This window comes from Massilia sp. Leaf139, from assembly GCF_001424165.1.
Taxonomy (GTDB): Bacteria; Pseudomonadota; Gammaproteobacteria; order Burkholderiales; family Burkholderiaceae_D; genus Telluria.
Genome location: NZ_LMOJ01000022.1, coordinates 63,524 through 89,374 on the forward strand (window position 1 = coordinate 63,524; position 25,851 = coordinate 89,374).

Annotated in this window: 16 protein-coding genes; 11 read left to right on the forward strand and 5 right to left on the reverse strand. The window is 65.6% G+C overall.

The genetic code is table 11. The features are described from left to right. Positions 1-102 precede the first annotated feature (102 nt). Positions 103-1,359 (forward strand): NADP-dependent isocitrate dehydrogenase, encoded by a 1,257-nt coding sequence (gene icd, locus ASF77_RS11715; protein ID WP_056339250.1) that lies wholly within the window; start codon positions 103-105, stop codon positions 1,357-1,359. Between the two features lie 175 nt (positions 1,360-1,534). Here the strand turns inward: icd and ASF77_RS11720 are convergent, their stop codons facing one another. Continuing rightward, a complete protein-coding gene (locus ASF77_RS11720; RefSeq protein WP_020653506.1) occupies positions 1,535-1,738 on the reverse strand; it encodes a cold-shock protein in 204 nt (67 codons plus the stop codon). Between the two features lie 384 nt (positions 1,739-2,122). Here ASF77_RS11720 and clpS point away from each other — a divergent pair, with 384 nt between their 5' ends. From clpS to ASF77_RS11740, 4 genes are all read left to right on the forward strand, one after another. Continuing rightward, positions 2,123-2,425 carry an ATP-dependent Clp protease adapter ClpS gene (clpS, locus tag ASF77_RS11725; RefSeq protein WP_056339252.1) on the forward strand — a complete coding sequence of 101 codons (303 nt, stop codon included), beginning with the start codon at positions 2,123-2,125 and terminating at the stop codon, positions 2,423-2,425. Next, entirely contained in the window at positions 2,422-4,722 is a 2,301-nt protein-coding gene (gene clpA / locus ASF77_RS11730; protein WP_056339254.1) for an ATP-dependent Clp protease ATP-binding subunit ClpA, read from the forward strand. Before clpS ends, clpA begins: the two co-directional genes overlap by 4 nt. A 144-nt stretch (positions 4,723-4,866) precedes the next feature. Next, the gene (locus tag ASF77_RS11735) at positions 4,867-8,223 is read left to right on the forward strand and encodes a S41 family peptidase (RefSeq protein WP_056339256.1); all 3,357 of its coding nucleotides are present in this window, start codon (positions 4,867-4,869) and stop codon (positions 8,221-8,223) included. A 172-nt stretch (positions 8,224-8,395) separates the two neighbouring features. After that, positions 8,396-9,976, forward strand: a complete 1,581-nt coding sequence (locus tag ASF77_RS11740; protein ID WP_056340335.1) for a methyl-accepting chemotaxis protein — start codon at positions 8,396-8,398, stop codon at positions 9,974-9,976. Positions 9,977-9,983: 7 nt separating this feature from the next. Here the strand turns inward: ASF77_RS11740 and ASF77_RS11745 are convergent, their stop codons facing one another. Together ASF77_RS11745 and ASF77_RS11750 are read right to left on the reverse strand one after the other, a co-directional pair. Then, complete coding sequence (locus ASF77_RS11745) at positions 9,984-11,162, reverse strand: PLP-dependent aspartate aminotransferase family protein (RefSeq protein ID WP_056339258.1); 1,179 nt, start codon at positions 11,160-11,162, stop codon at positions 9,984-9,986. Next, a complete protein-coding gene (locus ASF77_RS11750; RefSeq protein WP_056339261.1) occupies positions 11,159-12,535 on the reverse strand; it encodes a cystathionine beta-synthase in 1,377 nt (458 codons plus the stop codon). Before ASF77_RS11750 ends, ASF77_RS11745 begins: the two co-directional genes overlap by 4 nt. Positions 12,536-12,928: 393 nt before the next feature. Here ASF77_RS11750 and ASF77_RS11755 point away from each other — a divergent pair, with 393 nt between their 5' ends. Then, entirely contained in the window at positions 12,929-13,639 is a 711-nt protein-coding gene (locus ASF77_RS11755) for a DUF1566 domain-containing protein (RefSeq protein WP_056339263.1), read from the forward strand. A 95-nt stretch (positions 13,640-13,734) separates the two neighbouring features. Here the strand turns inward: ASF77_RS11755 and prpR are convergent, their stop codons facing one another. Next, a complete protein-coding gene (prpR, locus tag ASF77_RS11760; protein WP_056339265.1) occupies positions 13,735-15,360 on the reverse strand; it encodes a propionate catabolism operon regulatory protein PrpR in 1,626 nt (541 codons plus the stop codon). 200 nt (positions 15,361-15,560) lie between these two features. On the opposite strand from prpR, the gene prpB reads away from it, so the two are divergent. The 5 genes from prpB (at position 15,561) to ASF77_RS11785 (ending at position 24,599) form a co-directional block, all read left to right on the forward strand. After that, positions 15,561-16,448, forward strand: coding sequence for a methylisocitrate lyase (gene prpB / locus ASF77_RS11765; protein WP_056339268.1), 888 nt, complete (start codon positions 15,561-15,563; stop codon positions 16,446-16,448). Between the two features lie 37 nt (positions 16,449-16,485). Next, the gene (gene prpC, locus ASF77_RS11770) at positions 16,486-17,637 is read left to right on the forward strand and encodes a 2-methylcitrate synthase (protein WP_056339269.1); all 1,152 of its coding nucleotides are present in this window, start codon (positions 16,486-16,488) and stop codon (positions 17,635-17,637) included. 27 nt (positions 17,638-17,664) lie between these two features. Further along, entirely contained in the window at positions 17,665-20,265 is a 2,601-nt protein-coding gene (gene acnD / locus ASF77_RS11775) for a Fe/S-dependent 2-methylisocitrate dehydratase AcnD (protein WP_056339271.1), read from the forward strand. A gap of 90 nt (positions 20,266-20,355) precedes the next feature. After that, complete coding sequence (gene prpF / locus ASF77_RS11780) at positions 20,356-21,546, forward strand: 2-methylaconitate cis-trans isomerase PrpF (protein ID WP_056339273.1); 1,191 nt, start codon at positions 20,356-20,358, stop codon at positions 21,544-21,546. A gap of 149 nt (positions 21,547-21,695) precedes the next feature. After that, positions 21,696-24,599: an EAL domain-containing protein gene (locus tag ASF77_RS11785; protein ID WP_156648866.1), complete on the forward strand. Its 2,904-nt coding sequence runs from the start codon at positions 21,696-21,698 to the stop codon at positions 24,597-24,599. Between the two features lie 112 nt (positions 24,600-24,711). On the opposite strand, the gene xth is transcribed toward ASF77_RS11785, so the two are convergent. Further along, positions 24,712-25,476, reverse strand: coding sequence for an exodeoxyribonuclease III (gene xth, locus ASF77_RS11790; protein ID WP_056340339.1), 765 nt, complete (start codon positions 25,474-25,476; stop codon positions 24,712-24,714). Positions 25,477-25,851: the final 375 nt, after the last annotated feature.

Here is a 25,851-nt window from a genome sequence, read left to right on the forward strand (position 1 = left end):
ATGTCTTATAGAGGAGTGGCAGACGTCGCCAATGAGGCCGCCATTGTAATGCAGCCGCCCGTCCTGTCTTCCTCTACTCGCCGCGACCACCTGGGAGAACACATGTACCAACATATTAACGTACCCGCCGAAGGCCAGAAAATCACGGTCAATGCCGATTTCTCGCTGAACGTGCCGGACAACCCGATCATTCCCTATATCGAAGGCGATGGCACCGGCCTCGACATCACGCCCGTCATGCTGAAGGTGGTCGACGCCGCGGTGGCCAAGGCCTACGGCGGGCAGCGCAAGATCAGCTGGATGGAAATCTTCGCCGGCGAAAAGTCGACCAGCATCTACGGCCCCGACGTCTGGCTGCCGCCCGAAACCCTGGACGTGGTCAAGGATTACGTGGTCTCGATCAAGGGCCCCCTGACGACGCCCGTGGGCGGCGGCATCCGTTCGCTCAACGTCGCGCTGCGCCAGGAACTCGACCTCTACGTCTGCCTGCGCCCGGTGCGCTATTTCAAGGGCGTGCCCTCGCCGCTGAAGCAGCCGGAAAAGACCGACATGGTCATCTTCCGCGAGAACTCGGAAGACATCTACGCCGGCATCGAGTGGGCGGCCGATTCGGAAGGCGTCAAGAAGGTCATCGAATTCCTGACCAGGGAAATGGGCGTCAAGAAGATCCGCTTCCCGGAAAGCTCGGGCATCGGCATCAAGCCTGTCTCGCGCGAAGGCACCGAGCGCCTGGTGCGCAAGGCGCTCCAGTATGCGATCGACAACGACAAGCCTTCGGTGACGATCGTCCACAAGGGCAACATCATGAAGTACACCGAAGGCGGCTTCCGCGACTGGGCCTACGCGCTGGCGCAGACCGAGTTCGGCGCCGAGCTGATCGACGGCGGCCCATGGTGCAAGTTCAAGAGTTCGAAGACGGGGCGCGACATCATCGTCAAGGATTCGATCGCCGACGCCTTCCTGCAGCAGATCCTGCTGCGTCCGGCCGAGTACAGCGTGATCGCGACCCTGAACCTGAACGGCGACTATGTCTCCGATGCGCTGGCGGCTCAGGTGGGCGGCATCGGCATCGCGCCGGGCGCCAACATGTCGGACTCGGTCGCCATGTTCGAAGCGACCCACGGCACCGCGCCCAAGTACGCCGGCAAGGATTACGTGAATCCGGGCTCGCTCATCCTGTCGGCGGAAATGATGCTGCGCCACATGGGCTGGATCGAAGCGGCCGACCTGATCATCGCCTCGATGGAACGCGCGATCGCCTCGAAACGCGTGACCTACGATTTCGCGCGCCTGATGGAAGGCGCGACCCAGGTGTCGTGCTCGGGATTCGGCGAGGTCATGATCGAGCAGATGCAATAAGCAGATGCACTAGGCAGATGCACTAAGCAGATGGAATAAGAGGCTGCGCGAATGCATGAGCCCGTCTCGAAAGAGGCGGGCTTTTTTTATGCATGGCAGGGCAGGGCGCCATTCATTTTGCATGGACGAAAAAAAACCCCGCGTATGGCGGGGTTTCTCGCTTCCGAGGGCCGTATTACATGCCCTGGATGTTGGAAGCTTGCTTGCCTTTAGGGCCTTGCGTGACTTCGAATTGGACTTTCTGACCTTCTTTGAGGGTCTTAAAACCGTTCATGTTGATTGCGGAGAAATGCGCGAACAGATCCTCGCCGCCGTCATCTGGAGTGATGAAGCCAAAGCCTTTGGAATCATTGAACCACTTAACAGTACCAGTTGCCATAAAAGAACTTTCAAATATAAACAAATCACACGAGCCATAAAAGCAAGAAGCTTCTTGCCCCCTCCTCAGCCTGCTCACTTCTTATCAACAAGTACATAAGTACATGTCAATAGTTGCATTGTTGATGGACTAGAATTCGAAGTCAAGCCCTTTGATGCGACTGTTGTTAATTTTTTCATACCATATGCATACTCCTATGAAGCCAGCTCTTGATTTCCGCAATCGGAACGCCATCTGCGCTTTCAACGGAAAACAAGTAAGATGAAGGCGAGTCGAAGTGAGCCGGTAGATGGGGTGGGATCCGCGTGATCCGATCGCATTGATCTGACCGCATTGAATGATATTTACGCATTGCATCATCCTGGAACGCTTTAGAATACGCCCATGGCAACCAAGCACGATACCGAACAGCTGCTGGAGCGGCAAGTCGTAAAACCACCGCCCCTGTATCAGGTGGCGTTGCTGAATGATGACTACACACCGATGGAATTTGTGGTGGCAATCATTCAGGAGTATTTCAACAAGGACCGCGAGACGGCGACGCAGATCATGCTTTCCGTACACCGACATGGTAAAGGGGTGTGCGGCGTGTTTTCCAAAGATATAGCGTGTACCAAAGTGGAGTTTGTCTTAACGCATGCGCGCAAGGCGGGGCATCCCCTGCAGTGCGTGATGGAGGAAGTATGATTGCGCAGGAACTTGAAGTATCCCTACACATGGCCTTTGTCGAAGCTCGACAGGCACGGCACGAGTTCATTACCGTGGAGCACCTGCTGCTTGCGCTCCTCGACAATCCCTCGGCCGCGGAAGTCCTGCGTGCATGCGCGGTCAATATCGATGACCTGCGCAAGACCCTGACCAATTTTATCGGTGATAACACCCCGACCGTGCCGGGCACGGGCGAGGTCGACACCCAGCCGACGCTCGGATTCCAGCGCGTGATCCAGCGTGCGATCATGCACGTGCAGTCGGCTTCGAACGGCAAGAAGGAAGTCACGGGCGCCAACGTGCTCGTCGCGATCTTCGGCGAGAAGGACTCGCACGCCGTCTACTACCTGCACCAGCAGGGCGTGACGCGTCTGGACGTGGTCAATTTCATTTCGCACGGCGTGCGCAAGGACCAGCAGATCGACAGCCAGAAGGCGTCCGAAGGCGTGGAAGAAGCGCAGGTCGAAGGCGCGACGAAAGAGAGCCCGCTCGACCAGTTCACCCAGAACCTGAACAAGGCCGCTGCCGACGGCAAGATCGATCCGTTGATCGGGCGCGAAGAGGAAGTCGATCGCGTGATCCAGATCCTCTGCCGCCGCCGCAAGAACAACCCGCTGCTGGTCGGCGAAGCCGGTGTCGGCAAGACCGCGATCGCGGAAGGCCTGGCATGGCGCATCGTCCAGGAAGACGTGCCCGAGATCCTGCAGAACGCCGTCGTGTTCTCGCTCGACATGGGTGCGCTGCTGGCCGGCACCAAGTACCGCGGCGACTTCGAACAGCGCCTGAAGGCCGTCCTCAAGCAATTGAAGGACACGCCGAACGGCATCCTGTTCATCGACGAGATCCACACGATCATCGGCGCCGGTTCGGCATCGGGCGGCACGCTCGACGCATCGAACCTGCTGAAACCTGCGCTCGCCAACGGCCAATTGAAGTGCATCGGCGCGACCACGTTCACGGAATTCCGCGGCGTGTTCGAGAAGGATCATGCGCTGTCCCGCCGCTTCCAGAAGGTGGACGTGAACGAGCCGTCGGTCGAGCAGACCGTGCAGATCCTGCGTGGCCTGAAGTCGCGCTTCGAAGAACACCACGGCGTGAAGTATTCGTCGTCGGCACTCTCGACCGCGGCCGAACTGGCGGCGCGCTTCATCAACGACCGTCACCTGCCTGACAAGGCGATCGACGTCATCGACGAAGCCGGCGCGGCCCAGCGCATCCTGCCGAAGTCGAAGCAGAAGAAAACCATCGGCAAGACCGAGATCGAGGAAATCATCGCCAAGATCGCGCGTATCCCACCGCAGACGGTCAACCAGGACGACCGCAGCAAGCTGCAGACGATCGACCGCGACTTGCGCAACGTCGTCTTCGGCCAGGATCCCGCGATCGATGCGCTGGCCTCGGCCATCAAGATGGCGCGGGCCGGCTTGGGCAAGCAGGACAAGCCGATCGGCTCCTTCCTGTTCTCCGGCCCGACCGGCGTCGGCAAGACCGAGGTGGCCAAGCAGCTCGCCTTCATCCTCGGCATCGAGCTGATCCGGTTCGACATGTCGGAGTACATGGAGCGCCACGCCGTGTCGCGCCTGATCGGTGCGCCGCCGGGCTATGTCGGCTTCGACCAGGGCGGTCTGCTGACAGAAGCCATCACCAAGAAGCCGCACGCGGTGCTGCTGCTGGACGAGATCGAAAAGGCCCATCCGGACATTTTCAATATCCTGCTGCAGGTGATGGATCACGGTACGCTGACCGACAACAACGGACGCAAGGCCGACTTCCGCAACGTGATCATCATCATGACCACGAACGCGGGCGCCGAGAGCCTGACCAAGCGCTCGGTGGGCTTCGTCGATGCGCGTGCCCAGGGCGACGAGATGGCCGACATCAAGCGCATGTTCACGCCGGAGTTCCGCAACCGCCTGGACGCGATCATCAGCTTCCGCGCGCTGGACGAGGAAATCATCCTGCGCGTCGTGGACAAGTTCCTGATGCAGCTGGAAGAGCAGCTGCACGAGAAGAAGGTGGAAGCCATCTTCACCGAGAAGCTGCGCAAGTTCCTCGGCTCGAAGGGCTTCGATCCGCAGATGGGCGCCCGTCCGATGTCGCGCCTGATCCAGGACATGATCCGCAAGGCCCTGGCCGACGAGCTGCTGTTCGGCCGCCTGGTGAACGGCGGACGCGTCACGGTCGACCTGAACGAGAAGGACGACGTCATGCTCGAGTTCCCGGAGGGCGACGCACTGCCGCCGCCGGCCCCGGCAGAGACGGTCGAGATCGAGTAAATTCGGTCAGCCCCAAAAACCGCGCCTCGTGCGCGGTTTTTTTTCGTCCACGCTACGCGGCCGTTTTATTTGCATGTATGGACGCCAACCCGGCAGCGCGCTATGGCAAACTCATGCTCCCTAGCAAACTCTGCCGTCGTGACCATGAATGTTTCCCGCACCATCCTCGCGCTCTCGCTCGCCCTGATTGGCAGCCAGGCCCTCGCCGCCGATCCCTACTTCCGTTTCCCCGCGGTGCGCGGCGATACCGTCGTCTTCACCGCCGAGGGCGACCTCTGGCGCACCACGACGAACGGCGGCAAGGCCACGCGCCTGACCACGCATCCGTCCGCCGAGACCCATGCGGCGATCTCGCACGACGGCAAGTTCGTCGCCTTCGCCGCCTCCTACGAAGGCGCCCAGGAAGCGTATGTGATGCCGCTCGAGGGCGGCCTGCCGAAGCGGATCACCTTCGAAAACGGCGGCGTCACGGTGCTCGGCTGGACGGCGCAGGGCGAGGTGCTGGTCAGCACCGAGAATTCGACCGGGCCGGCCAAGCACCGCGTCGTCGCGGCGCTCGACCCGGCCAGCCTGAAGCGGCGCGTGCTGCCGCTGGCCGACGCCAACGACGCCGTGCTCGACGACAGCGGCCGCACCGTGTTCTTCACGCGCATGGGCTTGTCCATGACCAACGATAACGTCAAGTCCTACCGCGGCGGGGCGCACGCGCAACTGTGGCGCTTCGACCTCGATGCCAAGCGCGAGGCGGAACCGGTGTTCAAGGGCGACAACGCCAACAACCGGCGCGCCATGTGGTGGAAGGGCCGCCTGTACTTCATCAGCGACGCCGGCGGCGCCGACAACCTCTGGTCATCGAACCCCGACGGCAGCGACCGGCGCCAGCTTACCCAGCACAAGGAATGGGACGTGCGCACGGCCTCGCTGGGCGACGGCCGTATCGCCTACCAGCTCGGGGCCGACCTGCGCGTGTTCGACCTCGCGGGCGGCGCAGACACGCTCCTGAAGGCGACCCTGCTGTCCGACTTCGACCAGCAGCGCATGCGCCGCGTGAAGTCGCCGCTCGAGGCGTTGAGCAGCATCGAGGTGGCCGCCAAGGCCGAGCGCATCGTGCTGACCGCGCGCGGCCGCGTCACCATCGCCGGCACCGGCAGCCAGCGCCGCGTCGAGATCGCGGTGCCCGAAGGCGCACGCGCGCGCGCCGCCGTCTTCAGCCACGACGATAAATGGGTATATGCCATCGCCGACACCAGCGGCGAGAACGAGATCTGGCGCTACGCCGCCAACGGTTCCGGCCACGGCGAGCGCCTGACGACGGACGGCGCCAGCCACCGCCGCAACCTGTACCCGTCGCCCGACGGCAAATGGCTCGCCCACACCGACAAGAAGGGCCGCACCTGGCTGCTCGACCTGGCCACCAAGGCCAATGTCGTCATCGACGACGCGGGTCTCGAAGGGCTCGACCCCTCGGATCAGGTGGTGTGGTCGCCGGACAGCCGCAACCTGGCCTTCGTGCGCGTCGGCAGCCTGGAACGGCGCGACCAGATCGGCATGTTCAACCTTGCGACGCGCAAGACCAGTTTTGTGACGACCGACCGCTACGAGGCCAGCTCGCCGGCGTTTTCTCCCGACGGCAAATGGCTGTACTTCCTCTCGGCGCGCCACTTCAACCTCGGCAACGCCTCACCCTGGGGCGACCGTAACATGGGCCCGGTGTTCGACAAGCGCGTCGGCGTGTATGCGCTGGCGCTGCAAGCCGATGTACGCTTCCCCTTCAAGCCCGAGGACGAGCTGACCAAGCCGGAAGAGAAGTCGCCCGAAGCGGCGGCGAAGGCGGCCGTCAAAGCGACCGATGACGCGAGTGGCGACAAGAACGGCGCCGTCGCCGCGGCCACCGCCGCCGCGGTCGCCGCCGCCGGCACCGAGAAGCCGAAAGGGCCGACGCCGCCGATCGCCTACAGCGGCCTGCGCGAGCGCCTCTACGAAGTGCCGGTCGCACCCGGCAACTACCGCGCGCTGGCGGTCGACGACAAGCGCCTCTACCTGCTCGAAGCGGGCGACGACGAAGCCGCCAAGGGAACCTTGAAAACCCTGGCGATCACGCGCAGCGCGCCGCAGCCGGAGACGTTCGTGACCAATGTGCGCGAGTTCGGCCTGTCGACCGACCGCAAGCACGTCTACTATCGCACTTTCGCCAAGGGCACGCCGGGCGACATGCTGATCGTCGACGCCGGCGCCAAGGCGCCCGCCGATCTCTCCAAGGCGAAGGTCAAGATCGACGACTGGGCGGTGACGTCGAACCCGCGCCTGGAATGGAAGCAGATGTTCAACGACGCCTGGCGCATGCACCGCGACTTCCTCTACGACGCCAAGATGCGCGGCGTCGACTGGAACGCCGTGCGCACCCGCTATGCGCCGCTGGTCGAGCGCGTGACCGACCGCGCTGAGCTGGACGACGTGCTGGGCATGATGGTGGGCGAGGTCGGCGCGCTGCACTCGCAGATCCGTCCGGGCGACGTGCGCCGCGCGGCCGCCGAAGGCACGCCGGCCAGCCTGGGCGCCGTGCTGACACGCACGCCTGAGGGCTACCGCGTCGACCGTGTGTATCGCAGCGAGCCGGAGCTGCCGTCGGAAGCGGGGCCGCTGGCAGCGCCCGACGTCGACGTCAAGGAAGGCGAGATCATCACGGCGGTGAACGGCAAGTCGCTGCTGGAGGCGCGCGACATCGCCGACCTGCTGCTCGACACGGCCGGCAAGCAGGTGCTGCTGAACGTGAAGGGCGCCAATGGCAAGGCGCGCGCGGTGATCGTCACCCCGGCCACGATGGCGCGCCACGCCAGCCTGCGCTATGCCGACTGGGAGCAGGGCAGGGCGCAGCAGGTCGAGGCCAGCTCGAAAGGGAAGATCGGCTACCTGCACCTGCGCGCGATGGTGGCGCGCGACATCAACGCCTTTGCGCGCGACTTCTATGCCAACATCAACAAGGAAGGCCTGGTGATCGACGTACGCCGCAATAACGGCGGCAACATCGACAGCTGGATCATCGAGAAGCTGCTGCGCCGCTCCTGGGCCTTCTGGGCCTCGAACGGCAAGCAGCCGTATTCGAACATGCAGAATACCTTCCGCGGCCACCTGGTGGTGCTGATGGACGAGCTGACCTATTCGGACGGCGAGACCTTCGCGGCAGGCGTCAAGGCGCTGAAGCTCGGCCCGCTGGTCGGCAAGCGCACGGCCGGCGCCGGCGTCTGGCTCAGCGATGGCAACGGCCTGCTCGACAACGGCATGGCGCGCGTGGCCGAGAACGGCCAGTTCGGGGCCGACGGCGAGTGGCTGATCGAAGGCGTGGGCGTGACCCCCGACGTCGAGGTCGACAACCTGCCGCACGAGACCTTCGCCGGCCGCGACCGCCAGCTGGAAGTGGCGCTCGAGCTGCTGGAGAAGAAGATGAAGGAGCAGCCGGTCAAGCCGTGGAAGCCGGCGGCGATTCCGGCGATCAAGCGGTAAGCGGTGTTGGCAGCATCGGGTGAGGCCGCATGGTTTCACCCGGTGATCCCGCGTGATGTAGGGTGGGCTCGGAGAGCCCACGCGTTCTCGTCGCGTGCACATCGCCTGCCATTCATGAACCCGTAATATTGCCCAATCACAATGCCGGTCATCGCCACCCACCATGACCTGCATGTCTCTCTCCAAGCCCCAGACCGGCACCAAGATCCTTGGTTCCTTCTTCCTCGTCTCCCTCCTCATCGTCCTCATCACCTGCGTCGCCCTGTGGCGCATGCACGCGCTCGATACCATCACGCGCGACCTGGTGCAGGACAAGCTGGCCAAGCAGCAGCTTGCCTCCGACCTGCTCGGCGTCGCGCGCCTGAACGGCCTGCGCGTGATGTCGGTCGCGCGCAGCGACAGTCTCGAACTGGCCGACCTGTACAAGGCGCAATTGGCGGACGGCGAACGCGAGGCGGCGCGGATCGAGACCCGTATCCGCGCGCTGCCCGCGTCGGTCGAAGAAGGGGCGCTGCTGCGCGCGGCGGGCGAAGACAAGGCGGCGTTCGCAATGGCGACGGCGTCGGTCTTCAAGGCAAAGGACATCGGCCGTACCCAGGAAGCGGAAGAGCTGGTGACGCGCGCGCTGGAACCCGCATTCCTGCGCTACACCGCCAGCCTCGGGAAGCTGCTGCGGCACCAGGCGGATGCGGCGCATGCGCTGGCGGACGACTCGGCCAGCACCTCGGCGTTCAGCCGCGTGCTGCTGCTGGCGCTCGGCGCGCTTGCCCTGGCGGCCGGCGCCGCGCTCGGCTGGCTGCTCACCCGCAGCGTCGTCGTTCCGCTGCAGCAGGCCGTCAGCCTGGCCGAGGACGTGGCCCGCGGCGACCTGCGGCCGCTGATCGCGCACCGCCGCGGCGATGAACTCGGGCGCCTGTTCGACGCCCTGAACGGCATGACCGGCGGCGTGTCCGCCACCGTGACCGAGGTGCTGCGCGGCGCGCATGGCATCGATGCCGCATCGGGCGAAATCGCCGCCGGCAACCAGGATCTCTCGCAGCGCACCGAGCGCCAGGCCGGCGCCTTGCGCCAGACCGTCCAGGCCATGGAAGCGCTGACCGCTGCGATCGCCAGCAACAACGACAGCGCGCGCGAGGCCAACCTGCTGGCGCAGTCGGCCACCACGGTGGCGGGAGAAGGGGCCGCGGCCGTGGCGCAACTGGTGGCGCGCATGGGCGCCATCAAGGCCTCGGCCGACAAGATCGTCGATATCACCGGCATGATTGACAGCATCGCCTTCCAGACCAACATCCTGGCTCTGAACGCTGCCGTCGAAGCCGCGCGCGCCGGTGCGGAAGGCAGGGGCTTTGCCGTCGTCGCGGCGGAAGTGCGCAACCTGGCCCAGCATTCGGCCGGCGCCGCCAAGCAGATCAAGCAGCTGATCGGCGCGTCGGCGGGCGAGATCGAGGCCGGCACCGGGATCGCCGAAGGCGCCGGCGACACCATGCGCGCCGTGCTGGGCAAAGTACAGGAAGTCGCCACGCTGCTGGGTGCGATCCATGGCGCCAGCGAGCTGCAGGCGGACGGCGTCGGCAAGGTGGGCAGGGCGCTCGCCGAAATCGACCTGTCGACCCAGCAGAACGCCGCCATGGTCGAGGAAGCGGCCGCCGCGGCCGAATCGATGCGCGAACAGGCGGCGGCGCTGGCGCGGCTGGTCGGTACCTTCCAGCTGCGCCAGCAGCGTGCTGCTCCACGCGTACCGGCGCTGGCCTGAATGCCCGCTACACCGTTTCGAGCGCGCGCCGCAGGTCGGCGCGCTGGTCTTCCAGGTGCTCGACGCCGACCGAGAGCCGGATCAGGGTATCGCTGATCCCCAGCTCCGCGCGCTGCGCCGGCGGAATCGTCGCATGCGTCATCAGGGCCGGGTGCTCGATCAGGCTCTCCACGCCGCCCAGGCTTTCGGCCAGGGTGAACACGCGGCAGCTCTCCAGGAAGCGCCGCGCACCGGCCAGGTCGGAGGCCAGTTCGATCGAGACGATCCCGCCGAAACCGCTCATCTGGCGCCGCGCCAGCGCATGCTGGGGATGCGTCTCCAGCCCCGGATAAAACACCTTGCCGACCTTCGGCTCGCGTTCCAGCCACTGCGCCAGCGCCAGCGCGTTGGCATTGCTGCGCTCGACGCGCAGCGCCAGCGTCTTGATCCCGCGGAGCACCAGGAAGCTGTCGAAGGGCCCCTGGATGGCGCCGACCGCGTTCTGGATGAAGCCGAGCCGTTCGCGCAGCTCGGCGTGCCGCGGCGCATTGCCGACCACCGCCACGCCGCCGATCACGTCCGAATGGCCGTTCATGTACTTGGTGGTCGAGTGGACGACGATGTCGATGCCCAGCTCCAGGGGACGCTGGTTGATCGGGCTGGCGAAGGTGTTGTCGCAGACGGAGACGATGCCGCGCGCGCGGCAGAGCGTAGCGATGGCCGCCAGGTCGGCCAGTTTGAGCATCGGGTTGGTCGGCGTCTCGACCCAGACCAGGCGTGTGTCCGCCGTGATCGCAGCCGCCAGCGCATCCGGATCGGCCAGGTTCACATAGGTGAAGCGGTGGCCGGCGCTGTGGCGGCGCACGCGTTCGAACAGGCGGTAGGTGCCGCCGTACATGTCGTCGCCGGCGACGATGTGCGAACCGGCCGGCAGCAATTCCAGCACCGCCGAAATCGCCGCCAGGCCCGAGGCGAAGGCAAAGGCGGCGCTGCCGCTTTCGATGTCGGCCACGCAGCGCTCGAGTGCCCAGCGTGTCGGATTGTGCGAGCGGCCGTAGTCGAGGCCCTTGTGCACGCCCGGGCTTTCCTGGGCAAAGGTCGAGGTCAGGAACACGGGCGGCATGACGGCGCCGGTGGCGGGTTCGGGCGCCTGGCCGCCGTGGATGACGCGGGTGGCCAGGTGCAGCTTGTAGTTGGAGTCGGTCACGATAAAGTCCTGCGCAGATGGTTGAGAAGGTCGAAGCGGGTGATCAGGCCATAGAAGCGCTCGCCGTCGGCGATCACGGCGGTCAGGCCGCGGTCGAGGATGTCGCGCAGCTGGGCCATGCTGGCCGTGGGCGGCAGGGTTTGCAGCTGCGCCGTCATGGTGCTGGAAACGGGTGTCTGGAAGCGCGCCGCCTCTTGCGTTACATGCAGCAGCAGGTCGGATTCGTCGATGATGCCGACCAGGCGGTTGCGCTCGACGACCGGCAGCTGGGCCAGGTCGCTCGAACGCATGCGGTTGAAGGCGGTGAGCAGGGTGTCGCCGGGGGCGACGGTGACGACCTCGCCGGCGTCGAAGCGGCGTCCGATCAGGTCGCGCAGGTCGCCCGTTTTCGGCCGCTGCAGCAGGCCCTGGTCGACCATCCAGCCGTCGCTGTAGACCTTGGTGAGGTAGCGCGTGCCGGTGTCGCAGACAAAGGTGGCGACGCGCTTCGGGCTGGTCTGCGCGCGGCAGTATTTCAGGGCGGCGGCGAGCAGGGTGCCGGTCGACGAGCCGGCCAGGATGCCTTCGTGCTGCAAGAGAGCGCGCGCGGTGCCGAAACTTTCCTCGTCGGTGACCGTATACGCGCTTTTCACGCGCGACAGGTCGGCGATGCCGGGAATGAAGTCTTCGCCGATGCCTTCCACCGCCCAGGAGCCGGCTTCTTTCGCCAGGTGCCCGGTGTTGATGTAGTCGGCCAGGATCGAGCCCTTCGGGTCGGCCAAGACGAATTCGAGATCGGGCTGGACGCGCGCGAAATAGGCCGACAGGCCGGTGAGGGTGCCGGAGGAGCCGACGCCGACGACGATCGCATCGAGCTCGTGGCTGGACTGTTCCCACAGTTCCGGGCCGGTCGTGGTCTCGTGGGCGCGCGGGTTGGCGGGGTTGTTGAACTGGTCGGCGAACCAGGCGCCGGGAATCTCGCGCGCCAGGCGCGCGGCGACATCCTGGTAGTACTCGGGATGGCCCTTGCCGACGTCGGAACGGGTGAGGTGGATCTCGGCGCCCAGCGCCTTAAGGTGCAGGATTTTTTCGGCGGCCATCTTGTCGGGCACGACCAGCACCACGCGATAGCCCTTGATGCGGGCGACCAGGGCCAGGCCGAGGCCGGTATTCCCGGCGGTGGCCTCGACCACGGTGCCGCCGGGTTGCAGGCTGCCGTCGCGTTCGGCCTGCTCGATCATGGCGCGGCCGATTCGATCCTTGATCGAGCCGCCGGGGTTCTGCGATTCCAGCTTGAGGAACAGCTGGCATGGGCCGGTGTCCATGCGGGTGACTTGCACGAGCGGGGTGTTGCCGATTAAAGAGAAGATTGCCGCTTGAGACGCATGTTGCATTGGGCGTTGCATGATGCCTCCAGGAAGGCGCCTTGTGGGCGCCGGGAACGCGGATAAGCGGGCGCAGATGAGCACCCGGCCTCAGAGCACGGGCTCTGTAAACGACGATGGTACGGCGCTTCGCGGCGCCATGTGTTGACTGGTACGAACCGTGATGGCGCTTTCTTGCCGTCATCGGGGCGCCACCTTAGCACCCGAATCGGGGTTCCCGGAACGAAGATAAACGCGAATTCATATGCGCTCCTGTGCGCTTCCTCAGTCGCGCGCGCGGGCCCGGGCGGTAGTCTTGGCGCGCTCCTTTGCGCTCTATCCGCGCGCTGGCGACATAAAATTTAGTCAATTGCTCCGAGTGCAACTGTTATACTGAAGCACTACTTTTTCCGGCCCACATCCATGACCACGAAACGACTTCTTGCCCTTGGTGCCAGCTGCCTGCTGCTCCTCCTGTCCGCCTGCGGCGGCAGCGACGACGGCGTCCCGCTCGGCCCCTTCCCCGCGATCAACAAGACCGAAGGCGACCCGCCGTTCAAGCTGACCGCGCCGACCTCGAAGAGCCCGGCCGCCTTCAGTTACCAGAGCAGCGACGACAGGGTCGCGACCATCGCCGGCGACACCGTGACGGTCGTCGCGGCCGGCGTCGCCACCATCACGGCGCGCCAGGGCGAGCTGGGCAGCTACAACCCGACTTCGACGAGCGCGGTGCTGACGGTGGCGAAGCGCGAGTGTGTGCTGCCGCAGGTCAACCAGGGCGGCCAGTGCGTGATTCCGGCCGCCACCGAATCGTACGTGGTGCGCGAAGGGGTGACCTGGATGCCGGCCATGGGCGCATTGACCTGGGCCGAGGCAAATAGCTACTGCACGAACACCAAGATCCAGAACATGAACGGCTGGAAGCTGCCGAGCCAGTTCGAGCTGGCGGCGCTGGTCAGCTCGGGCATGCTGGCGGGTAAAGGCTGGGCCAACGGCGACGCCTGGACGGCCACGGCCGGCGGCACGGCCGACAGCCACTTCGCCGTCAACCTGACGAGCGGCGCGTCGAACGCCTACCCGAAAGAGAACAAGGCCTACGTGACCTGCGTGCGCAGCAACACTCAGAGCGCCTGACAACGCTTTCAGAGCAAGGCGCAGCGACGAAGACAGTACGCCTGTACGGCAAGGAGCTGCAACGCAGCTATGGAAGTGTTGTTAGGCGCTCTTAATTAGGTGCCGGCTTTCAGCCGCCGCCACAGCGTGGTGCGGCTGATGCCGAGGTGTCGCGCGGCGGCGTCGCGCTGGCCGCCGAAACGGGCCAGCACGGCGGCGATGCTTTCGCCGGCAGGCTGCGCCGCCGGCATCTCCACCTGTGTCGCCGGCGGCGCAACTGCGCTACGGTCTCCCTCCAGCTCCGGCGCAATCCCCAGCAGAAAATTCGGCGTCAGCGCCTGCAGCGGTTCGGCCGCCAGGAACAGCGCCAGGCGTTCCATCAGGTTGCGCAGCTCGCGCACATTTCCCGGCCAGCCATGGCCCAGCAGCAGCGGTGCGCAGGCCTGGATCTCGGCATGCAGGTTCGGATGCGGCTTCGCCCCGAGCGCGGCCAGCGCCTGCTTGAGCGACCATTCGGCCAGTGGCACGATATCGAGCGGACGCGCGCGCAGCGGCGGCAGCGCCAGGCGCAGCACGGCTAGCCGGTAGAACAGGTCGGCGCGGAAGCGGCCTTCGCGCACCCGGCTTTCCAGGTCGCAGTGAGTGGCGCTGATCACGCGTACGTCGATCGGCACCGGGCGCGTGCCGCCCACCCGCATCACTTCGCGTTCTTCCAGCACCCGCAGCAAGCGGGTCTGCAAGGCCAGCGGCATCTCGCCGATCTCGTCCAGGAACAGGGTGCCGCGGTTGGCCGCCTCGAACAGGCCGGCGTGGCCGCCGCGGCGCGCGCCCGTGAAGGCGCCTTCCTCGTGGCCGAAGAGTTCCGATTCGAGCAGCGACTCGGCGATCGCGCCGCAATTCACCGCGACGAAGGGCCGGTTCGCGCCCAGACTGCGCGGGCCTTCGCGGTGGATGGCCTGGGCGACGAGTTCCTTGCCGCTGCCGGTCTCGCCATTGATCAGCACCGTCGCCGGCGAGCGCGCATACAGCACCACGGTCTGGCGCAGGCGTTCCATCGCGTCGGAGTCGCCGCGCAGATCGTTCAGGCCGCGCCGCGCGCGCCGCGACTCGTTGGCCGGCCCGCGCCGGATGCGGTTCGCTTCCAGCTGGGTCAGGCGCGCCAGCTCCAGCGCGTCGTCGAAGGCCTGGCGGATCGAGGCCGCCGAATACAGGAAGATGCCCGTCAAGCCGGCTTCCTCGGCCAGGTCGGTGATCATGCCGGCGCCGACGATGACTTCGATGCCGGTTGCCTTCATCTCGTCCATCGCCGCGCGCGCATCCTCGCGCGTCACGTAGCTGCGCTGGGCGACGCTCAAACCGAAGGCGGCGCTGAACTCCGCCAGTTCCGGCAAGGGCTGCTGGTAGCTGATGAGGCCGATGCGGCTGGACACCTTGCGCGCCCGTGCCAGCGCTCCCATCACGTCGTAGCCGCTGGCCTTGGCCACGATCACCGGCGCCGAGACGCGCCCCTTCAGATAGGCGCCGTTGGAACCGGCGGCGATCACCACGTCGCAGCGCTCGGTCGCCATGCGCTCCCGAATATGGCGCGCCGCCTCGTCGAAGCCAAGGTCGATCGGTTCGATACTGGCCAGGTGGTCGTACTCGAGCGTAATGTCGCGGAACAGGTCGGACAGGCGCGAGACGGACACCGTCCAGATCACGGGCTTGTCGAGGTCTTGCGGGGGAGGGGAAAAGGGACGCATGTTGCAATTCTACTTCAATGGTGTTTCATCTGTTTCATCTGAAACGAAAGACGCAACATTGTGCCGTCTCAAGGATGAGCAGCTGCAGTGCTAAGTGCTTGAAACGATGTCGAATCGACCCTGTCCAACGCTCTGACGAGAACTGGCACGCTCCTTGCAATATAGCCTGCATTCATCCCTCGATTCACCCAGGAGACCCCATGATCCAATCCGCAGGCGCCGCTTTCCGCAAAGCCGTCCAAGAAGAATCCCCGCTGCAAGTTGTCGGCGCCATCAATGCCAACCACGCGCTGCTGGCCAAGCGCGCCGGCTTCAAGGCCATTTACCTGTCTGGCGGCGGCGTCGCGGCCGGCTCGCTCGGCCTGCCCGATCTCGGCATCTCGAACCTGGACGATGTGCTGACCGACGTGCGCCGCATCACCGACGTATGCGACCTGCCGCTGCTGGTCGACGTCGATACCGGCTTCGGTTCCTCGGCTTTCAATGTCGCCCGCACCGTCAAATCGATGATCAAGTTCGGCGCCGCCGCGATGCACATCGAAGACCAGGTCGGCGCCAAGCGCTGCGGCCACCGTCCGGGCAAGGAAATCGTCTCGAAAGGGGAGATGGTCGACCGCATCAAGGCGGCAGTGGACGCCCGCACCGACGAGAACTTCGTGATCATGGCGCGTACCGATGCGCTGGCTGTCGAAGGCATCGACGCGGCGATCGAGCGGGCGGTGGCCTGCGTCGAAGCCGGCGCCGACATGGTGTTCCCGGAAGCGATGACCGACCTGGCCATGTACTCGCGCTTCGCGAAAGCCGTCGGCGTGCCGATCCTGGCCAACATCACCGAATTCGGCTCGACCCCGCTGTTCACGGTCGAGGAACTGAAGACGGCCGACGTCGGCATCGTGCTGTATCCGCTGTCGGCCTTCCGCGCCATGAACAAGGCGGCCGAAAACGTCTACACTGCGATTCGCCGCGACGGCAGCCAGCAGGCCGTGGTCGACACCATGCAGACCCGCGCCGAACTGTACGAACGCATCGGCTACCACGACTTCGAGCAGAAGCTCGACGCGCTGTTCGCCGCACAAAAAACCAAATAACCGATACCGAATTCAAGACATCGCACAGGAGACCACCATGACTGAACAAGCCCCAGCATTCAAGCCAAAAAAATCCGTCGCCCTCTCGGGTGTCGCCGCCGGTAACACGGCCCTGTGCTCGGTGGGCAAGTCGGGCAACGACCTGCACTACCGCGGCTACGACATCCTCGACGTCGCCACCTCCTGCGAATTCGAAGAAATCGCCTATCTGCTGGTGCACGGCAAGCTGCCGACCGCCGCCGAACTGAAAGGCTACAAGGCCAAACTGAAGATGCTGCGCGGCCTGCCGCAAGCGGTCAAGCTCGCGCTGGAAGCGCTGCCGGCCGGCAGCCACCCGATGGACGTGATGCGTACCGGCGTCTCGGCGCTGGGCTGCGCGCTGCCGGAAAAGGACGACCACAATATCGCCGGCGCGCGCGACATCGCCGACCGCCTCATGGCTTCCTTCGGCTCGATGCTGCTGTACTGGCACCACTACAGCCATAACGGCAAGCGCATCGAAACCGAGACCGACGACGATTCGATCGGTGGCCACTTCCTGCACCTGCTGCACGGCACCACGCCGCCGCAAGAGTGGGTGCGCGCGATGCACACCTCGCTGATCCTGTACGCGGAACACGAATTCAATGCCTCGACCTTCACCGCGCGCGTCATCGCCGGCACCGGTTCCGACATGCACTCGGCCATCACCGGCGCCATCGGCGCGCTGCGCGGCCCGAAGCACGGCGGCGCCAACGAAGTCGCGCTCGACATCCAGAAGCGCTACGAAAACGCCGACGAAGCCGAAGCCGACATCCGCAACCGCGTGGCCAACAAGGAAGTTGTGATCGGCTTCGGCCACCCGGTCTACACCATCTCGGATCCGCGCAACGTCGTCATCAAGGAAGTGGCGCGCTCGCTGTCGCAGAGCGCCGGCTCGATGAAGATGTTCGACATCGCCGAGCGCCTCGAATCGGTCATGTGGGAAGTCAAGAAGATGTTCCCGAACCTGGACTGGTTCTCGGCCGTGTCGTACCACATGATGGGCGTGCCGACCGCCATGTTCACGCCGCTGTTCGTCATCTCGCGCACCTCCGGCTGGGCCGCGCACATCATCGAGCAGCGCATCGACAACAAGATCATCCGTCCGAGCGCGAACTATGTCGGCCCTGAAGACCTGCAGTTCGTGCCGATCGCCGACCGTACCTGAATCGGTAAGTCAATATAGAAGCCTGAAATGAACAACGCATACCGCAAACCCCTGCACGGCACCAACCTGCATTACTTCGATGCGCGCCAAGCCGTCGAAGACATTCAGGCCGGCGCCTGGGATGGGCTCCCGTACACCTCGCGCGTGCTGGCCGAGAACCTGGTGCGCCGCTGCGAGCCGATGGCCCTGGTGCCCTCGCTCAAGCAGCTCATCGAGCGCAAGCGCGACCTCGACTTTCCCTGGTTCCCGGCGCGCGTGGTCTGCCACGACATCCTGGGCCAGACCGCCCTGGTCGACCTGGCCGGCCTGCGCGACGCCATCGCGCAAGAGGGCGGCAACCCGGCCCTGGTGAACCCGGTGGTGCCGACCCAGCTCGTGGTCGACCACTCGCTGGCCGTCGAATGCGGCGGCTTCGACCCGGACGCCTTCGCCAAGAACCGCGCCATCGAGGATCGCCGCAACGAAGACCGCTTTCACTTCATCGAGTGGACGAAAAAGGCCTTCCAGAACGTCGACGTGATCCCGCCCGGGAACGGCATCCTGCACCAGATTAACCTCGAGCGCATGTCGCCCGTGGTGCAGGTGAAGGACGGCGTCGCCTTCCCGGATACCCTGGTCGGCACCGACTCGCACACCCCGATGGTCAACGCGCTCGGCGTGATCGCCATCGGCGTGGGCGGCCTGGAAGCCGAGAGCGTCATGCTGGGGCGCGCCTCCTACATGCGCCTGCCGGACATCGTCGGCGTCGAGCTGACCGGCAAGCCGCAGCCCGGTATCACCGCCACCGACGTGGTGCTGGCGCTGACCGAGTTCCTGCGCGCCTCGAAAGTCGTCTCGACCTACCTCGAGTTCTTCGGCGCAGGCGCCTCGAACCTGACCCTGGGCGACCGCGCCACGATCTCGAACATGGCGCCGGAATTCGGCGCCACGGCCGCGATGTTCTACATCGACGAGCAGACCATCAAGTACCTGCGCCTCACCGGCCGCGAAGACGAGCAGGTCAAGCTGGTCGAGGACTATGCGAAGGAAACGGGCCTGTGGGCCGATACGCTCACGAACGTGGACTACGAGCGCGTGCTGCGCTTCGATTTGTCCACCGTGGTGCGCAACATCGCCGGCCCGTCAAATCCGCACAAGCGCGTGCCGACATCGGAACTGGCCGCGCGCGGGATTTCAGGCGTGGTGGAAAACGAACCAGGCAAGATGCCGGACGGCGCCGTCATCATCGCCGCCATCACCAGCTGCACCAACACCAACAATCCGCGCAACATGATCGCGGCGGGCCTCATCGCACGCAATGCCAACAAGCTGGGCCTGCAGCGCAAGCCCTGGGTCAAGTCCTCGCTGGCGCCAGGCTCGAAAGCGGTCTCGCTGTACCTGGAAGAAGCGGGCCTGCTGCCGGAAATGGAAAAGCTGGGCTTCGGCGTCGTCGCCTTTGCCTGCACCACCTGCAACGGCATGAGCGGCGCGCTCGACCCCGTCATCCAGCAGGAGATCATCGCGCGCGACCTGTACGCGACCGCCGTCCTGTCGGGCAACCGCAACTTCGACGGCCGCATCCACCCGTATGCGAAGCAGGCCTTCCTGGCCTCGCCGCCGCTGGTCATCGCGTATGCGATTGCCGGCACGATCCGCTTCGACATCGAGAAGGACGTGCTGGGTACGGACGCGCAAGGCAATCCGGTGAAGCTGGCCGACATCTGGCCGAGCGACGAGGAGATCGACGCCGTCATCGAGCAGAGCGTGAAGCCCGAGCAGTTCCGCAAGGTGTACACGCCGATGTTCGCGCGCGTGGCCGACGACGGCGAGCAGGTCAGCCCGCTGTACGACTGGCGCGAAATGAGCACCTATATCCGCCGTCCGCCCTACTGGGAAGGCGCGCTCGCAGGCGAGCGTAGCCTGAGCGGCATGCGCGCGCTGGCTGTCCTCGGTGACAACATCACGACCGACCACCTGTCGCCCTCGAACGCGATCATGATGGACAGCGCTGCCGGCGAATACCTCTTCAAGATGGGCCTGCCGGAAGAGGACTTCAACTCGTATGCGACCCACCGCGGCGACCACCTCACGGCGCAGCGCGCGACCTTCGCGAATCCGACCCTGAAGAACGAGATGGTGCGCAATCCGGACGGTAGTGTCCGCGCTGGTTCGCTGGCGCGCATCGAACCCGAAGGGCAGGTGACGCGCATGTGGGAAGCGATCGAGACCTACATGGAGCGCAAGCAGCCGCTGATCGTGATTGCCGGCGCCGACTACGGCCAGGGTTCCTCGCGCGATTGGGCGGCCAAGGGCGTGCGCCTGGCAGGCGTGGAAGCGATCGTGGCCGAAGGCTTCGAGCGCATCCACCGCACGAACCTGGTCGGCATGGGCGTGCTGCCGCTGGAATTCATGCCGGGCGTGAACCGCCTGACCCTGGGCCTGGACGGCACCGAGACCTATGACGTGCTCGGCGAGCGCACTCCGCGCGCGACCTTGCGCCTGGTGATCAACCGCCGCAGCGGCGAGCGCATCGAGGTGCCGGTGACCTGCCGCCTCGATACGGCCGAAGAGGTGTCGATCTACGAGGCTGGCGGCGTGCTGCAGCGTTTCGCGCAGGACTTCCTGGCGTCGTCCAAGGTCGCCGCCTGAGTCGAGACGCAGGCGCAGACCCGTAGGGTGGGCGGCTCTGCCGCCCACCCTAGGTCTCTCCGATCTGCGCTATCAATTGGAATCATAAAAATGCCACACCAACCCCAAATCAAAATCCCCGCCACCTACATGCGTGGCGGCACCTCGAAAGGCGTCTTCTTCCGCCTCGACGACTTGCCCGAAGCGGCCCGTGTCCCCGGCATGGCCCGCGACAAGCTGCTCATGCGCGTGATCGGCAGCCCCGACCCCTACGGCAAGCAGATCGACGGCATGGGCGGCGCCACCTCCAGCACCAGCAAGGCCGTGATCGTCGCCAAGAGCACCCGCGCGGAGCACGACGTCGACTACCTGTTCGGCCAGGTCTCGATCGACAAGCCTTTCGTCGACTGGAGCGGCAACTGCGGCAACCTGTCTTCGGCCGTCGGCTCCTTCGCGATCCACGCCGGCCTGGTCGAGCGCGAGCGCATTCCCGAGAACGGCATGGCGCTGGTGCGCATCTGGCAGGCCAACATCGGCAAGACGATCAATGCCCACGTGCCCATCGTCGACGGCATGGTGCAGGAAACCGGCGACTTCGAACTCGACGGCGTGACCTTCCCGGCGGCCGAAGTGCAGCTCGAATTCATGGATCCGGCGGCCGAGGAGGAGGGCGGTGGAGGGGCGATGTTCCCGACCGGGAACCTGGTCGACGACCTCGACGTGCCCGGCCTCGGCACGCTCAAGGCGACCATGATCAACGCCGGCATCCCGACCATCTTCGTCAACGCCGAAGACATCGGCTATACCGGCACCGAACTGCAGGACGCGATCAATGGCGACCCGCGCGCGCTGGCCATGTTCGAAACCATCCGTGCCCACGGCGCCGTGCGCATGGGCCTGATCAAGGATACAGGCGAGGCGGCCGCGCGCCAGCACACGCCGAAGGTGGCTTTTGTTGCGCCCGCGCGCGATTACTCGGCGTCGAGCGGCAAGCAGGTCGCAGCGGGCGATATCGACCTGCTCGTGCGCGCACTCTCGATGGGCAAACTCCACCACGCGATGATGGGCACGGCGGCCGTGGCCATCGGCACGGCGGCCGCCATTCCGGGCACCCTGGTCAACCTGGCGGCCGGCGGCGGCAAGCTGGAGGTGGTGCGCTTCGGCCACCCGTCCGGCACCCTGCGCGTCGGCGCCGCGGCGACCGAGGCCAACGGGCAGTGGAGCGTCACCAAGGCCGTGATGAGCCGCAGCGCGCGCGTGCTGATGGAAGGCTGGGTGCGGGTGCCGGGCGACGCCTTCTGAGCCTGCGCCTGCGCGCCGGCCCGGCCGCTGCCCCGTGCAGCCGCCGGGCTTTTTGTATTGTCGCTGTAGAGATTCCCCGCGCGCTGGTTTATCATCCATGCAACATTAAACGGCCCGTTCGAGAGGCCGCCTGAAGGGATGGGAAGGGCATGGACAGAATTTCGAGCAAACCCGCAAGCGTGGCGGACGCGTTGCGCCTGACGCTGGCCCTGATGCCGGCGCCGGCCTGCGCTTGCGACGCGGCCGGCATCGTCGTCGCGGCCAACGCCGAGATGGCAGCCCTTGCCGGCGAATCGCCGCAGGGACGTCCGCTGCTCGACCTGTTCGCGGGCGAGGCGGCGCAGCAGGCCGGCGCCGCGCTGGCGGCTGCCGTCGAAGGCGAGCAGCGCTGGCGCAGCGCGCTCAGCGTGAAGGGCGAGGAAGTCGCCGTCGAAGTGCGCGCCAAGCCGCTGCCGCTCGAACAAGGCGCACCCGGCGCGCTCTTCCTGTTCACCGATCTCAGTGCCTGGGAACGCAGCCAGGCCGCGCTGCGCACCACCATGCGCGAGCAGCGGGCGATCCTCGACCATGCGCCGGTCGGCATCGTCTTCACCAAGCCGGGCCTGCTCAAGGAGTGCAATCCGCGCCTGGCGCAGATGATCGGCTACAGCGTCGAGGAACTGGCCGACCGCGACGCCGGCGAGATGTTCGCCTCGCAGGAGGACTACCACGCCTTCCGCGACGAAGCCTTCGCCGCGCTGGCGCAAGGCCTGATCTACGAGAAGAACGACTGCCGCTTCCGGCGCCGCGACGGCTCGGCCTTCTGGGCGCGCGTGCGCGCCGGCGCCGTGGTGCCCGGGCGGCGCGAAGCCGGCACCATCTGGATCATCGAGGACGTCAGCGAAACGCGCCAGGCACGGCGCGAATTGCAGGCGCTGATGAACAACGCCTCGCTGGCGATCATGTTCACGCGCGAACAGCGCATCCGCCGCTGCAATGCCGGCTTTCTCGAACTGTTCGGCTACGGCCCCGGCGAATGCGAGGGCCTGCCGGTGCAGCGCCTGCATCCCGACCCCGACGCCTTTGCGCGCATCGCCGGCCCGGCCTATGCGCTGTTCGCCGCCGGGCGCACCTACGAGGCCGAAGTGCGGCTCGTGAAAAAGGACGGCACGCCGATCTGGGCCAAGGTGATCGGCTACCCGGTCAATCCGGACGACCTGACGCAGGGCTTCGTCTGGATCGCCGAGGACAGAACGCGCCAGCGCCGCGACGAGCAGCAGCTGCGCGAGGCGCTGCAGGAAAACCAGGCGATCTTCGATACCGCGGTGCTCGGCATCGCCGTCGTCGAGAACGGCCACACCCTGCACGGCAACCGCAAGATGGAGGAACTCTTCGGCCGCGGGCCGGGCAGCATGACGGGCATGTCGATCCGCTCGCTGTATCCGGATGCGGACGGCTGGCAGGCGGCGCGCCTGGACACGGCGCGCGATTTCGCGGCCGGGCGCGTCTCGGTCAGCGAGCGCCTGCTGGCGCGCAGCGACGGCACGACCTTCTGGGGCCGCCTGTCGGGCCGCCCCTTCGACCAGAACGATCCGGGCGGTCGCAGCCTGTGGCTGGTCGACGACGTCACGGCGCAGCACGAGGCGGGCGACGCCGTGCGCCGCGCGCGCGACGAACTCGAATTGCGCGTGGCCGCGCGCACGGCCGAACTGGCCGGCGCGAATGCGCTGCTGCAGGACGAGATCGTCGAGCGGCGCCAGGCCGAGGCGCGCGTGCACCACATGGCCTACCACGACAGCCTGACCGGCCTGCCCAACCGCGCGCTGCTGGCCGACCGCCTGCAGCAGGCGATCCTGGCCGCGCAGCGCGCCGGCACGCGCCTGGCGGTGATGTTCCTCGACCTGGATCGCTTCAAGACCATCAACGATTCGCTCGGCCACGCGACCGGCGACTTCCTGCTGAAGGAAGTGGCGAGCCGCCTGTGCCAGGCCGTGCGCGCCAGCGACACCGTGGCGCGCCTGGGCGGCGACGAGTTCGTGGTGCTGGTGCCGGGCGTGGGCACGCTTGAGGAGTGCGGCGCCATTGGCGACAAGATCATCGAGGTGCTGGGCGCGCCGGTGCGTTTCGAGGGCCACAGCCTGCACATCTCGCCCTCGATCGGCATCTGCGTCTATCCGGACGACGGCGGCGACGTCGATCTGCTGATGCGCCACGCGGACGCGGCCATGTACCAGGCCAAGGCGGCGGGACGCAACAACTACCAGTTCTTCACCGAGCGCATGAACGGCGAGACGGCCCGCCACTTCGCCCTCGAATCGAATCTGCGCCAGGCGCTCGCCAACGGCGAATTCGAGCCCTTCTACCAGCCGATCATGGACATGGAGAGCGGGCGCGTGCACGCGCTGGAAGTGCTGCTGCGCTGGCGCCGGCCGGAGCACGCGGAAAACGGCGGCCTCGTGCTGCCCGACGATTTCATCCCGACGCTGGAAGAAAACGGCATGATCGTGCCGGTCGGCGAATGGGTGATCCGGCGCGCCTGCGAACAGAGCATGGAATGGCAGCGCGCCGGCCTGGCGCCGGTGCCGCTTGCGATCAACCTGTCGGCGCGCCAGTTCATGCACCGCGCGCTGGTGGCCTCGATCAAGCGCATCGTCGACGAGACCGGGATCGACCCGGCCCTGGTCGAGTTCGAGATCACCGAGACCGCGCTGATGCAGCACGGCGAGCAGACGCTCGAGATCCTCGACCAGATCAACCGCATGGGCATGCGCCTGTCGATCGACGACTTCGGCACCGGGTATTCGAGCCTGGCCTACCTGAAGCGCTTCCCGGTTCGGAAGATCAAGATCGACCGCGCCTTCATCCGCGAGCTGGAAGCGGGCAGCGAGGATCGCGCCATCGTCGCGGCCGTGATGGCGCTGGCGAACAGCCTGCAACTGCAGGTGGTGGCCGAGGGCGTGGAGAACGAGGAGCAGCTGGCGCTGCTGCGCGATTACGGCTGCCAGTATGTGCAGGGCTGGCTGTTCGCGCGGGCGCTGGATGCCGGTGCGGCGAGGGCGCTGCTGGCTGCGTAGGGTGGGCGCCCCGTGCCCACCGAACGATGCGCCGATGTGACGCTTGCACATGGTGGGCACGGGGCGCCCGATGAAACCGTGATCGAGGCCATTGGCCTCGATCACCCCTACATCATTCGATGGTGGCAATCACCGGCGTGTGATCCGACGGCTGCTCCCACTTCCTTGGCTCGCGGTCGATGACGCAGGCCGTGCAGCGCTTGGCCAACGCGCTCGACAGCAGGATGTGATCGATCCGCAGCCCGCGGTTGCGGCGGAAACCCAGCATCCGGTAATCCCACCAGCTGTACTGCTTTTCCGGCTGCTCGAACAGGCGGAAGGAATCGGTCAGCCCGAGGTCGACCAGGGCCGCCATGGCCGCGCGTTCGCGCTCGGAGCAGTGGATCTGGCCCGCCCATTCGACCGGGTCGTGGACGTCGCGGTCTTCGGGCGCGATGTTGTAATCGCCCAGCAGGGCCAGTTGCGGATGCGCGCGCATTTCCTCGCCCAGCCATTCGTGCAGGGCTTTCAGCCAGGCCAGCTTGTAGACGTATTTATCGGAATCGACCGCCTGGCCGTTCGGGATATATGCGCAGACGAAACGCACGCCTTCGATGGTGGCGGCGATGATGCGCTGCTGCTCGTCTTCGAAACGGGGATTGTTCTTCACCACGTCCAGGATCGGAAAACGCGACAGGATGGCGACGCCGTTATAGGTTTTCTGGCCGGTATAGGCGACCTGATAACCGGCTGCGTTAATTTCCGAAAGAGGGAACTTATCGTCGGTGAGCTTGGTCTCTTGAAGGCAGAGCACGTCAACCGGATTCGCTTCCAGCCAGCGCAGCAAGTGGGGGAGGCGTACTTTCAGCGAATTGACGTTCCAGGTTGCTATTTTCATGTCGGCGCGTTTATAAAATGAAAAGCGGCGGTCTTCCACCGCAAGTGCGCGCAGTATCCTTGCTGAAAGCAATTCCCGCAACTTTTCCTTCCCGCCGCAGCAGCCCGGAGCGTTGTATTTTGTTTGTGTAAATTACAAGCCAAGTGCCATGACAACAATTTTGTGGTTTAAAATCCATTGTAATTACGCACAGGCGACCCTATTGAAGATAATTAGTTCTAGCAATATGTAACAACTGCGGTATAAGATGTCACAATCCTTATAGTTACTCATAAGGAATATTCAGTTGTTTTTGCATAACTCGCGCTGTAGTATTCCAATTGGACGGCAGTTGCCGACCGCAACCATGGCAGCGCACGATTGAGATTCATTCGT